Source organism: Variovorax sp. R-27 (genome assembly GCF_049913215.1).
Taxonomy (GTDB): Bacteria; Pseudomonadota; Gammaproteobacteria; order Burkholderiales; family Burkholderiaceae_C; genus Variovorax.
Genome location: NZ_CP183984.1, coordinates 1,203,398 through 1,215,619 on the forward strand (window position 1 = coordinate 1,203,398; position 12,222 = coordinate 1,215,619).

10 protein-coding genes are annotated in these 12,222 nt (G+C 67.1%); 2 read left to right on the forward strand and 8 right to left on the reverse strand.

The annotated features are described in order from the left end of the window. Positions 1 to 52: 52 nt before the first annotated feature. The 3 genes from ACN9MV_RS05365 to ACN9MV_RS05375 form a co-directional block, all read right to left on the reverse strand. Complete coding sequence (locus tag ACN9MV_RS05365) at positions 53 to 1,480, reverse strand: sensor histidine kinase (RefSeq protein WP_093056176.1); 1,428 nt, start codon at positions 1,478 to 1,480, stop codon at positions 53 to 55. After that, positions 1,480 to 2,829: a tRNA (N6-isopentenyl adenosine(37)-C2)-methylthiotransferase MiaB gene (miaB, locus tag ACN9MV_RS05370; protein WP_426391521.1), complete on the reverse strand. Its 1,350-nt coding sequence runs from the start codon at positions 2,827 to 2,829 to the stop codon at positions 1,480 to 1,482. Before miaB ends, ACN9MV_RS05365 begins: the two co-directional genes overlap by 1 nt. A 61-nt stretch (positions 2,830 to 2,890) precedes the next feature. Continuing rightward, entirely contained in the window at positions 2,891 to 3,163 is a 273-nt protein-coding gene (locus tag ACN9MV_RS05375; RefSeq protein ID WP_256329181.1) for a hypothetical protein, read from the reverse strand. Positions 3,164 to 3,605: 442 nt separating this feature from the next. Between ACN9MV_RS05375 and ACN9MV_RS05380 the strand changes: the two genes are divergently transcribed. Together ACN9MV_RS05380 and ACN9MV_RS05385 are read left to right on the forward strand one after the other, a co-directional pair. Then, entirely contained in the window at positions 3,606 to 4,790 is a 1,185-nt protein-coding gene (locus tag ACN9MV_RS05380; RefSeq protein ID WP_426393147.1) for an efflux RND transporter periplasmic adaptor subunit, read from the forward strand. Further along, positions 4,787 to 7,951 carry an efflux RND transporter permease subunit gene (locus ACN9MV_RS05385; RefSeq protein ID WP_426391522.1) on the forward strand — a complete coding sequence of 1,055 codons (3,165 nt, stop codon included), beginning with the start codon at positions 4,787 to 4,789 and terminating at the stop codon, positions 7,949 to 7,951. Before ACN9MV_RS05380 ends, ACN9MV_RS05385 begins: the two co-directional genes overlap by 4 nt. Before the next feature lie 235 nt (positions 7,952 to 8,186). Here the strand turns inward: ACN9MV_RS05385 and ACN9MV_RS05390 are convergent, their stop codons facing one another. The 5 genes from ACN9MV_RS05390 to ACN9MV_RS05410 all read right to left on the reverse strand — a co-directional run bounded on the left by ACN9MV_RS05390 (position 8,187) and on the right by ACN9MV_RS05410 (position 12,178). Next, positions 8,187 to 8,879 carry a Crp/Fnr family transcriptional regulator gene (locus ACN9MV_RS05390; protein ID WP_426391523.1) on the reverse strand — a complete coding sequence of 231 codons (693 nt, stop codon included), beginning with the start codon at positions 8,877 to 8,879 and terminating at the stop codon, positions 8,187 to 8,189. 53 nt (positions 8,880 to 8,932) lie between these two features. Further along, positions 8,933 to 9,577 (reverse strand): histidine phosphatase family protein, encoded by a 645-nt coding sequence (locus tag ACN9MV_RS05395; protein WP_093056163.1) that lies wholly within the window; start codon positions 9,575 to 9,577, stop codon positions 8,933 to 8,935. Positions 9,578 to 9,596: 19 nt separating this feature from the next. Beyond that, positions 9,597 to 10,214, reverse strand: coding sequence for a DUF4136 domain-containing protein (locus ACN9MV_RS05400; protein ID WP_426391524.1), 618 nt, complete (start codon positions 10,212 to 10,214; stop codon positions 9,597 to 9,599). A gap of 45 nt (positions 10,215 to 10,259) precedes the next feature. After that, complete coding sequence (gene ttcA / locus ACN9MV_RS05405) at positions 10,260 to 11,192, reverse strand: tRNA 2-thiocytidine(32) synthetase TtcA (RefSeq protein ID WP_093056159.1); 933 nt, start codon at positions 11,190 to 11,192, stop codon at positions 10,260 to 10,262. Between the two features lie 62 nt (positions 11,193 to 11,254). Then, a complete protein-coding gene (locus ACN9MV_RS05410; RefSeq protein WP_093056157.1) occupies positions 11,255 to 12,178 on the reverse strand; it encodes a LysR family transcriptional regulator in 924 nt (307 codons plus the stop codon). Positions 12,179 to 12,222 lie beyond the last annotated feature (44 nt).

Below are 12,222 nucleotides of genomic sequence, written 5' to 3' on the forward strand. Positions count from 1 at the left end.
AAGAAAGGACGCGAGGCGGTCAGGCAGTGTTGGAGAGGGGAAGCCGGGGTGGTCAGGCCGTGCGCGGCAGTTCGATGCGAAAGCGAGCACCGGGACCGCCGGGCTGCAGAGTGATGCGGCCCCCGTGGGCTGCAATGTACTCCTGCACGATGGAAAGTCCGATGCCCGTGCCTTTCACCGTGTGCTCGGGCTGGCGTTCGCCGCGGAAGAAGGGTTCGAAGATCCGGTCGCGGTCGCCCTCGGCAATGCCGGGCCCGGCGTCGTTCACGTCGATGTGCACCGCCTCGGGCGTCCCCGACACCGCCAGGGTGATGACACCGCCCGTTACCGAAAAGCGAATGGCGTTGCTCAACAGATTGGCGATTGCGGTGCCGAGCTTGGTGCGGTCGACCGTCATTGCGATCGGCTCGCCCTCGGCGCGCACGCGCAGTCCGTGCGACTGCCACTGCAGGCGCTGCGCCTCGATCTGTTCCTCGATCAGCGGCAGCAGCTCGGTGCGTTCGCGGCGCAATTCGCGCGCCTCGAAGGCGGCGGCGTTGAAGCGCAGCAGCGCCTCGATCTGGCCCTGCAGCGCCACGGTGTTCTGCTGCAGGATCTGCGCGACTTCGAGCTGCGCCGGGTTCAGCGGCCCGGTCACGCCGTCTTCGAGCAGCGAGACGCCCTCGCGCAGCGCGGCCAGCGGCGTCTTCAGCTCGTGCGATACGTGGCGCAGGAAGCGCGCCTTGTCGGCGTCGAGCTCGGTCAGGCGCAGCCGCAGCCATTCGAGCTGCTGCGACACGCGCCGCACGTCGGCCGGGCCGCGGATGTCGATGGGCTCGTCGAGCCGGTTCTGGCCGAGGCCGACGATGGCGTGCTCCAGCCGCTTGAACGGCCGCGCCAGCCAGATGCCGAAGGCCAGCGCCAGCGACACGGCCAGCACGCTGGCGGCCACCACTTCGCGCATCAGCCGGCGGCGCGCGTTCTCGATGCGCTTGGCCAGCGCGTCGTTCTGCGTTTCGATCAAAAACTGCGCCTGCTGCGCGAGGTTGGTGTTGAGCGCGTCGAGCTCGCGGAACTGCATGGCCATCGTGCTTTCGCGGGCGAGGGCGCTGTCGGCGTTGCCGCTCATCAGGCCCTCGATCACGCCGAGCTGGGTGCGCCACATCTCGATGCCGGCGGGTGCGAGGCCGTTCTTTTCCAGCCGCTCCAGCACCTGGTGCGCCTCGCGCGCCGCATCGTCGAAGCGGCGGCGCAGCACCGCGTCGTTGAGCACCAGCGACTGGCGCCCCGCGCGCTCCATGGCCGCGCTGCGTTCGGCCAGCGACTGGGACGCGCCCGACAGGCGCAGTGCACGCGCGGCCGCGTCGCGGCTTTGCGTCATCAGTACGTCGTACTGCAGCACCGAGCGCAGCGCCACGCCAACCAGCAGCGCGGTGATCAGCAAGAAGGCAAACAGCAGGAGCTGCTGGAACGAGCCCCGTATGGAAGGTCGCTTCGCCATCAGTGGGCGAGCGCCGGCATCAACGATTCGCTCGTGACCACCTCGCCGCGCAGCGTGTAGGCCAGCGAGCGGGTGATGCGCAGATCGGTCATCTGGCCAACGAGCCTTGCATCGCCCTCGAAGTTGACGACGCGGTTGCAGGCGGTGCGGCCCATGAGCTCGTTCGCATCCTTGCGCGAGGCGCCTTCCACCAGCACGCGCTGCGTGGTGCCGACCAGCGCCTGGCCGAAGCGCTTCACGTTGGTGTCGATCACGGCCTGCAGCGTGTGCAGGCGCGCGAGCTTCACCTCGTGCGGCGTGTCGTCATGCAGCGCGGCGGCGGGCGTGCCGGGACGCGGGCTGAAGATGAAGCTGAAGCTGGCGTCGAACTGGCAGTCGTCGATCAGCTTCATCATCTTGTTGAAGTCGTCGTCGCTCTCGCCGGGGAAGCCGACGATGAAGTCGCTGCTCAATGCGAGCTCGGGGCGGATGGTGCGCAGCTTGCGCACCGTGCTCTTGTATTCCATGGCGGTGTAGCCGCGCTTCATTGCCATCAGGATGCGGTCGCTGCCGTGCTGTACCGGCAGGTGCAGGTGGCTCACGAGCTGCGGCACCTTCGCGTAGGCCTCGATCAGCCGCGGCGTGAACTCGTTCGGGTGGCTCGTGGTGTAGCGGATGCGCTCGATGCCGGGGATCTCCGCGACGTATTCGATCAGCAGCGCGAAGTCGGCAATTTCGGCGGTATCGCCCATCTTGCCGCGGTAGGCATTCACGTTCTGGCCCAGCAGCGTGATCTCGCGCACGCCCTGGTCGGCCAGGCCGGCGATCTCGACCAGCACGTCGTCGAGCGGGCGGTTCACTTCCTCGCCGCGGGTGTAGGGCACCACGCAGTAGCTGCAGTACTTGGAGCAGCCTTCCATGATCGATACGAAGGCCGTCGCACCCTCGACGCGCGCGGGCGGAAGGTGGTCGAACTTCTCGATCTCGGGAAAGCTGATGTCCACCTGCGGGCGGTTCAGGCGCTCGCGGTCGTTCAGCATCTCGGGCAGGCGGTGCAGCGTCTGCGGTCCGAACACGATGTCGACGTAGGGAGCGCGCGCGATGATGGCCTCGCCCTCCTGGCTCGCCACGCAGCCGCCCACGCCGATCTTCACGCCCTTGGCCTTCAGGTGCTTCACGCGGCCGAGGTCGGAGAACACCTTCTCCTGCGCCTTCTCGCGCACCGAGCAGGTGTTGAACAGGATGAGGTCGGCCTCGTCCACGTTCTGCGTGGGCTCGTAGCCCTGGGCTGCGTTGAGCACGTCGGCCATCTTGTCCGAGTCGTACTCGTTCATCTGGCAGCCGAAGGTCTTGATGAATACTTTTTTCATGGGGAACTCTCTCTGCCCTCCGTGGGTGGAGGGCTGCAGGTGCGCGCGGCGCGCCGCTGCGTTATTGCGTGTTGACGGTGTCGTTCGAGGTGAACGGCCAGATGTTCAGGAGCGGCTTGTCCAGCGACTCGCGGCTGGCCATGGCTTCGTCTGGCGTGAGGATCCACACCTCGCGCAGCAGTCCGGCGGCGTCGCGCGTGTAGTTGACGAGGTACTTCTGGCCGACGATGGCACCGGGCATCACCAGCATGTTCTGGCCGCTGCGGATGCGCGCGCCGGCGCCCAGGCGGTCGGGCTTGCCGTCGAGTTCGACCTCGGGCGCGTTGGTGACCATGAATTTGCCGCGCAAAGTGCCGATAGGGAAAGTGCGACCTCCAACGAGCGATTCGTTCTGGGTCTGCGGCCGGGGCACTTCGTCCTGGGCGCTGGCGGTGAGCGGGAAAAGGCCTGCAGCAGCAATGGCTGCTGTGCAAACTGCTATGAAAGTGAGAGCATTCGTGATTGTCTTGCAGCGGTTCATGGGGTTTATCCAGAGGCTGTGGAGCGGCGATTTTAGCGAGGGGGGGTGTGGTTCTCTCGCGCCGGCCACAGTCAGTTATGCGGGGCTTTGGGTTGACCTGCTTTACATTTCTTTACAGGCCCCATGAACACCGAGAGTCAGCCGCTGATCCAATAGTCGCTGTCAGCCCAAAGTGCACAAAGAACCCATGAAGAAAAATGTCGCGGTCGCCCTTGCGGGCGTGTTGATCGTAGCCGTCGCAGGCGGGTGGTGGAGCATGTCCGGCGACAAGTCCGCCACAAAGAGTGCCAAGGCCCCGACAGCCAACGGCGGCACTGCTTCCGGCGGCGGTGCTCCCGCGCTCGTGACGCTGGCCACGGCGCAGAAGCAGGACGTGCCGGTGACCGTGCAGGTCAACGGCAGCGTGGTGTCCCTCAACAGCGTCGACCTGCGCCCGCAGGTGACCAACACGGTGAGCGCGGTGCACGTGAAGGAAGGTCAGTTCGTCAAGTCCGGCCAGCTGCTGTTCACGCTCGACGACCGCAACGACCAGGCCAACCTCGCCCGCGCCCGTGCACAGCAGCAAAAGGATGAGGCCACCATGGCCGACCTCGAGCGCCAGTACAAGCGCAGCCAGGACCTGGTGGCGCAGAACTTCATCGCCAAGAGCGCTGCCGACGCCACGCTCTCGCAGCTCGAGGCACAGCGCGCCGCCGTGGCCGCCGACCGCGCGGCCGTGCAGTCGGCGCAGGTGGCGCTGGGCTATGCGACGCTGCGCGCGCCCATTGCGGGGCGTATCGGCGCCGTCAACATCTACCCGGGCACGCTGGTGCAGCCGACGCTGTCGCTGGTCACCATCACGCAGCTCGACCCGATCGCCGTGAGCTTCCCGGTGCCCGAAGGCAACCTGCAAGACCTGCTGGAGGCCGCGCGCTCGCGTTCGAAGGTCGAAGCCGTCGTCACCGGCGGCAAGGCGCCGCTGAGCGGCACGCTCGACTTCGTCGACAACACCGTCGATCCTCAGATCGGCACTGTGCGCGCCAAGGCCGTGTTCGCCAACGCCGACCAGAGCCTGTGGCCGGGCCAGTTCGTCGGCACGCGCATCACGGTGCGCACGCTCAATGGCGCCACCGTGGTGCCGGCCGCGGCGCTGATGATGCTGTCCGAGGGCACTTCGCTCTATGTGGTCGACGAGGGCAAGACCGCCACGCGCCGCAAGGTGAAGACGCTGCACACCTTCGGCACCAAGGTCGCGGTCAGCGGCGTGGAGCCAGGCGAGCAGGTGGTGATCGAAGGCAGCCAGAACGTGCGCCCGGGCGGCAAGGTCCGCGTTGACGTCAAGGCGCCGGGTGCGCCCGCCGAGCCTGCAGCGCCCGCCAACGGCACCACCGGCGTCACGCCGGGCAGTGCCGCGTCTTCCGACGGCGCCGACATCAAGCCGCCGAAGCAGGAACGCGCATGAATATTTCGGAGCTCTGCATCCGTCGTCCTGCGATGACGGTGCTGCTGTCTGCGGCCGTGGTGGTCATCGGCATCTTTGCGTACTTCAGCATCCCCGTGGCCGCGCTGCCGAGCTACAACACGCCGGTCATCAACGTCAACGCGCAGCTGCCGGGTGCCAGCCCGGACACCATGGCGTCGTCTGTAGCGCTGCCGCTCGAAAAGCAGTTCTCGACCATCCCGGGCCTGCAGACCATCAGCTCGGTGAACACGCAGGGCGTGACCTCGCTCACGCTCGAGTTCGTGAGCAGCCGCGATATCGACGCCGCCGCCGTCGACGTGCAGGCCGCGCTGCTGCGTGCCCAGCGCCAGCTGCCGCAAGAGCTCACGCAGCTGCCCTCGTACCGCAAGGTGAATCCGGCCGATGCGCCGGTGCTGTTCATCGCGCTGATCTCGCCGTCGATGAACCCGTCGGAGCTCAACGACTACGCCGAGAACCTGATCTCGCCCACGCTCTCGACCATCGACGGCGTGGCGCAGGTGGGCGTGTATGGCCGCAAGGCTTTTGCGGTGCGCGTCAAGGCCAACGCCGACCTGCTCAACGCGCGCAACATCACGCTCGACGAACTCGCCAAGGCGGTGAACTCGGCGAATGCCAACACGCCGGTCGGCGTGCTCGACGGCCCGCGCCAGACGCTCACCATCCAGGCCAACCGCCAGCTCATGAAGGCGGCCGACTTCGCCAAGCTGATCGTCGGCCAGCGCAATGGCGCGCCGGTGCGGCTCGACGAAGTGGCGACCATCGAGGACAGCTTCGAGTCGGTCAAGACCGCCAGCAGCTTCAACGGGCAGGACTCGATTTCGCTCGCCGTGCAGCGCCAGCCCAACGCCAACACCGTGCAGGTGGTGGACGCGGTGCGCGCGCTCATTCCGCGCTTCAAGGCCGAGCTGCCGCAGTCGGTGGAAATCCAGATGGTGAACGACCGCTCGCTGTCGATCCGCGAGGCCGTGCACGACGTGCAGCTCACGCTGCTGGGCACCATCGCGCTGGTGGTGCTGGTGATCTTCCTGTTTTTGCACCGGCTGGTGGCCACGCTGATTCCGGCCGCGACCATTCCCATTTCGCTGATCGGCGCGGTGGCGCTGCTCTACGCCTTCGGCTACAGCCTCGACAACATCTCGCTGCTCGGCATCACGCTGGCGGTGGGCCTGGTGGTGGACGACGCCATCGTGGTGCTCGAAAACATCATGCGCTACGTCGAGAAGGGCATGGACCCGTTCGCGGCGGCGCTGCGCGGCGCGCGCGAGGTGGGCTTCACCATCGTGTCGATTTCGATCTCGCTGGTGGCCGTGTTCATCCCGATCTTCTTCATGCCGGGCGTGATCGGCCTGCTGTTCCACGAGTTCGCGGTGGTGGTGGCGCTGGCGGTGCTGGTGTCTGCCGTGGTGTCGCTCACGCTGGTGCCGATGCTCGCGAGCCGCCTGCTCAAGCAGGTGCCGCGCAAGGAAGGCGCGCTCGACCACGAAGAAGAACACCCCGAGCCGGGCACCGCCATCGGCCGCGCATTCGAGCGTGGCTATCGCGCGGTGCACGGCGGCTACATGCGTACGCTCGACTGGACGCTGGGGCATCGCAAGGTGATGCTGATGATGGCGGCGCTGACCTTCGTCATCACGGGCTGGCTGTTCGCGACCATACCGAAGGGCTTCTTCCCCGAGGAAGACATCGGCCAGATCCAGATCACGACCGAGGCCGCCGAAGACATTTCATTCACTGCCATGAAGGCGCTGCAGGACCGCGTGGCCGCAACGCTCAAGGACGACCCGAGCGTCGACTACGTGAGTTCCTTCGTCGGCGTCGGCGGACCTACGGCCACACAGAACTCCGGCCGGCTGTTCGCGGTGCTCAAGCCGCGCAGCGAGCGCCCGCAGATGGCGAAGGTGCTCGAGTCGCTGCGCCAGCGCTTCCGCGAGATCCCGGGCATCGCCGTCTACATGCAGCCGGTGCAGAACCTGCGCCTGGGCGGCCGCCAGAGCAAGGCGCGCTTCCAGTACACGCTGCAGAGCGTGAACGCGGGCGAGATGGTGCCCTGGTCTACCAAGCTCATGGAGCGCATGCGGGCTGATGCGGCCTTCCGCGACGTGACCAGCGATTCGCAGAACCGCGGCCTGCAGGCCACGCTCGACATTGACCGCGACAAGGCCGGCGTGCTCGGCGTGGCGGTAGGCGACCTGCGCACCGCGCTCTACAACGCGTACGGCGACCGGCAGATCGGCAGCATCTACGGTTCGAGCAACACCTACCAGGTGATCCTCTCGGCCGCCGACAACGACCGCCAGTTCGAGGAAGACGTCTCGCGCCTGTCGGTGCGCAGCACCACGGGCAGGCTGGTGCCGCTGTCGGCCTTCTCGACTGTCAAGCGCACGGTGGGTCCGACTTCGGTCAACCACCAGGGCCAGCTGCAGGCGGTGACGGTGTCGTTCAACCTCGCGCCCGACGTGCCGCTGGGCAACGCGACCGCGAAGATCGACCAGTTCAAGGACGAGCTGAAGATGCCGCAGTCGATCATCACCACCTACGGCGGCGATGCGGCGGTGTTCCAGAGTTCGCAGTCGAGCCAGGCCGTGCTGCTGGTGCTGGCGGTGCTGGTCATTTACGTGCTGCTGGGCGTGCTGTACGAGAGCTACATCCACCCGCTGACGATTCTGGCGGGGCTGCCTTCGGCGGCAGTGGGGGCGCTGATCTCGCTGAAGCTCTTCGGCTTCGACCTGACGCTGATCGCGACCATCGGCATCCTGCTGCTGATCGGCATCGTGAAGAAGAACGCGATCATGATGATCGACTTCGCGCTCGACGCGCAGCGCACCGAGGGCATGAAGCCGGTGGACGCGATCCGCGAGGCCTGCCGCCTGCGGTTCCGCCCGATCCTGATGACCACGCTGGCCGCGCTGATGGGCGCGCTGCCGCTGGCGCTGGGCCTGGGCGCCGGCGCCGAGCTGCGCCAGCCGCTGGGCGTGGCCGTGGTGGGCGGGCTGATCTTCTCGCAGGTGATCACGCTGTACATCACGCCGGCCATCTACCTGGCGCTGGACCGTTACAGCGGCACGGGGCCGATGGTCGATCTGCCGGGAGAGGCCAAGGCCGAAGCTGCAGCGGGCGGTCACGCCGCCTCGCACGCCTGACGGCGATCCAAAAGATGCCGGATGGTCATGAGCGTGAGCCACCCGGCCAGAAAGGACTTTGGCAGTCCTGCGAAACGTCACACCCGGGCCATCGCCAATTGAAGGCGGGCCTCTTCTTCAACGGCTCCTCCTGCTCCCTCCTCCGCTCTTCCCATCCATGTGTGTGACGGGGTGAATGATGGCGATGGGGGAAGGGCTCGACGGTATCCAGCGATACAGGAAGTGGGCTTTTTTCTTACGGTGACGCATCGCGGAAACGCCGCAAGGCCGGCGCATTCGGGATGCTGACCTGCCGGGCCCGCGTTTCAATGAGCCCGTGTCCCGCCAGCGCATTCAACGTGCGGGTGACGGTGACGCGGCTCAATGCCGTCATGGCGCCGATCTGCTCATGCGTCAGATCGACGGTGAGTTGTTTCGATGCCTGCGCCGATGGCAGGCGTGCCACACGCAGCAGCAAATCGATGACCCGCTCCTTGGGCGCCGCCGAGGCCACCCCGGCAAGCTTGGCGACGATCATGTGATTCTTGAAGCCGAGCAGCTGGATCAACGAGGTCGCGAGTTCGGGAAGCTCCGAAAATTGCTGCGCGACATCCGCCGGGCGATAGCGGCTGAGAATGGCCGGCGCGACCGCCCGGGTCGTCGTGGGCCGAGGACTGTCGGCAAACGCCGGGCCTTCGCCAAAAATCGCACCCGGTCCGAAGATCTCGAGCAGAAACTCCGAGCCGTTGCTTCGCTGGATCGTGGAGTGAACGAACCCCGATCGCAAAAGATAGAAGTAGTCGTGCCGTTCGCCTTCGCGCGCAATGGTGTCGCCGGCCTCCAGGGTGACGAAGCTTCCCAGATGCGTGGCGTCGGTCCACGGCGCAGACAGCGTCTGGGATGCGTCCCAACTGGCGTACGCCGAGGGGCGCGAATTTGTTCTTTTCATGGGAGCGTCTTGCCCGGGTCGGAGAAAGGCAAGCGGCCCATCGTGCCGTCGCGCTAGGTCGTGGGCTCATCGAGCGGCGTGTCCGCCGCCAGGTGGGCGGTATCGCTCCAGCCCACAAGGCTGAAACCTTCCGGCGTCCACAGCATGCGGTTGATGGCTGCATTGCCCAGCTGCCAGGTGCGCGGCGCCTGCAGCTCCTGGCGGGTGGCTGCGCGGTAGAGCACGTCCATCACGCCGCCGTGTGCAACCAGCACGACCAGCTCGCCCGGATGTCGTGCCGCCAGCTCGGAGGCCACGCCTGTCACGCGGTCGCGGAACACCAGCAGGCTCTCGCCGCCGTCGGGTTCGAACTCGGGGTCGCGCTCGCGCCAGAGCTTGGCCTGCACCGGCAGCGTGGCTTCGATCTCGGCGAAGCTCAGGCCCTCGAAATGCCCGAAGGCACGCTCGCGCAGGCGCGGCTCGGGTTGCACGGCCAGGCCATGGGGCTTGGCGATTTCTTCTGCGGTCTGCCAGGCGCGCGAGAGGTCGCTGGCGTAGACGACACCAATCGGCTCGTCGGCCAGCGCACCACCGGCGCGCCGCGCCTGCCAGAGTCCGGTCTCGTTGAGCCCGATGTCGAGCTGGCCCTGGATGCGGGTGTCGACGTTCCAGGCGGTTTCGCCGTGGCGAACGGCGATCAGGCGGGTGGCTTCTTCCATTCGCGGGATTCTAGAAGCGCTACTTTTTGGCCGTTGACAGCTCGATGTTGACCCGGCGCTCACCCTGTGGCGGGTTCGGGAAGCCCTGCAGCGCGGCCCGGAACATCACCGGCAGGATCGCCGCACTCGAGGTGTAGGGACCATCGTTGCGGGCGCGGGTCTCGTAGACCACGCGGTTGGAGCCCACCTCGCGCAGCACCACGCTCACTTCGCGCTCGTACCAGGGGTTGGCGGGCGGCGCGAACGCCGGGCCGCCATACCAGCCGCCGCCGTACCAGCGCCGGCCGTAGTAGCCATAGCCGCCGTAGCCATAGCCCCAGGGGCCGTTGTAGAGCCACGGATCGGCCCAGGGCGAGAGGCCGGCCGTCACGCGCGCGCCGATCTGCGCGGTGTACTGGGGCTTGGCGTCGTCGCGGCGCATGCCGACTTTGTCGAGCGCCGCGGCGGCCATGGCTTCGAGCGATTCCTGCCGCGCGCCGTCGGCCTGCTGCGAGGGCAGGCGATCGAAGCGGTAGGTGGCGCCGGGCGCCACGGTGCCGGGGGAGGCAAAGCTCTTGACGTCGCTGTCGACCACCCAGGAGGTGGCGCAACCCGTCAGGCTTGCTGCAAGAAGAAGAGCAGAGAACGCAAGTTTCATTAGGGTCTCCGGGCACAAGGCCCAAAATTCCCCTGGGTTGCCCGGTCAGCCCTGGACGATGCGCAGGGCGGCAGGTGCCTGGGAGAGCAGATCGAAGGAGGGGGTGTCGAAGGCCTTGTCGCCGTCGTCATCCGCCACGCCCGTCGCCTTCAGACCCTTGAAGTCGTGCCGCGTTCCGTCGAGCAGGTGCGAAGGCACCACGTTCTGCAGCGCGGTGAACATGTTCTCCACGCGGCCGGGGTACTTCTTGTCCCACTCGCGCAGCATTTCGCCGACCTGCTTGCGCTGCAGGTTTTCCTGGCTGCCGCACAGCGTGCACGGAATGATCGGGAACTCGCGGTGCTGGGCCCAGCGCACCGTGTCTTTTTCGGCCACGTAGGCCAGCGGGCGGATCACGATGTGCTTGCCGTCGTCGCTCACCAGCTTGGGCGGCATGCTCTTGAGCTTGCCGGCGAAGAACATGTTGAGGAAGAAGGTCTGCAGCATGTCGTCGCGGTGGTGGCCCAGCGCGACCTTGGTGGCGCCCAGCTCGTCGGCCACGCGGTACAGGATGCCGCGGCGCAGCCGGCTGCACAGGCCGCAGGTGGTCTTGCCCTCCGGGATCACGCGCTTGACGATGCTGTAGGTGTCCTGGTTCTCGATGTGGAAGTCCACGCCCAGGTCGCTCAGGTACTTGGGCAGCACCTCTTCGGGAAAGCCGGGCTGCTTCTGGTCGAGGTTGACCGCGACGATGTCGAAGTGAATCGGCGCGCGCGCCTTCAGCTTGAGCAGGATGTCGAGCAGCGCGTAGCTGTCTTTGCCACCCGAGACGCACACCATGACCTTGTCGCCCTCTTCGATCATGTTGTAGTCGACGATGGCCTGCCCGACCTGGCGGCACAGGCGCTTTTCGAGCTTGTGCGTTTCGCGCTCGATCTTCAGGGAATTGGCAGTGGCGTCGGCGGCGGCGGGCGCCTCGTCGATCCAGACGGCGTTCATGGGCAGGCTACTTCGGGGAGTCGGGGGAAGGGGGTGATTGTCCCCGATCCCCATTCCGCACGCTACGCGGCGGGAAAGGCGGTGCGCATCGCCTCGACGAAGAGCCGCAGCTTCGCCGGGTAGAAGCGCGCGTACGGGTACGCCAGGTACACCGGCGCGGGCGTCCCGCGCCACTGCGGCACCAGATGCAGCAGCCGGCCCGCGGCGATCTCCTCGGTCAGCATCCATGTCGACGACACGCCCGCGCCCAGGCCCAGCACGACGGCGCTGCGCAGGGCGTAGAGGCTATCGGTGATCAGGCGCGGGCGGATCGGCACGCGGCACACCTCGCCGGTGGTCTCGTGCGTGAGCACGACCTCGGTGCGGTAGAAGTTGCGCGCGGCCAGCCAGGGCAGGGCTTCCAGCTCGCGGGGGTGGGTGGGCACTGCGGCCGCACCCTCGAAAAGAGAAGGCGCGGCAATCGCGATGCGCGGCACCTCGGACAGGCGGATCGCCACCACGGCCGGGTCAGTCACTTCGCCGACGCGAATCGCACAGTCGACGCCCTCGGCGATGAAGTCGGGCGTCTGGTCGTGCGGGCTGTCGTGCAGCAGCCATTCGACCGTCACCTGCGGATGGCGCTGCAGGTACCCGGCCAGCGGGCCGACCAGCAACTGCTGCCCGAAGGCGTGCGGCGCCACCACGCGCAGCCGGCCCTCGGGCTGGTCGCCGACGCCGCGCAGCTCGGCCTCGAAGGCGCCCCAGCTCTGGATCAGCTCCTTGGCGCGGTCGAAGCAGCGCTCGCCGTCCTCCGTGAGCTTCATCGCGTGCGTGGAGCGCTGCAGCAGCCGCACGCCCAGCGAGCGCTCGAGCGCCTGCAGGCGGCGGCTCACGGTGGGCTGGGTGGTGCCCATCTGCGTGGCTGCGGCCGACAGGCTGCCGGCCTCGACGATGCGCACGAAGGTCTGCATCAGCTCGATGCGGTCGGCGGGAGCAGGCTTTTCCATGCGTCGAGCGTATATCAATTGTTCGACCCGGGAGGCTACCTTTG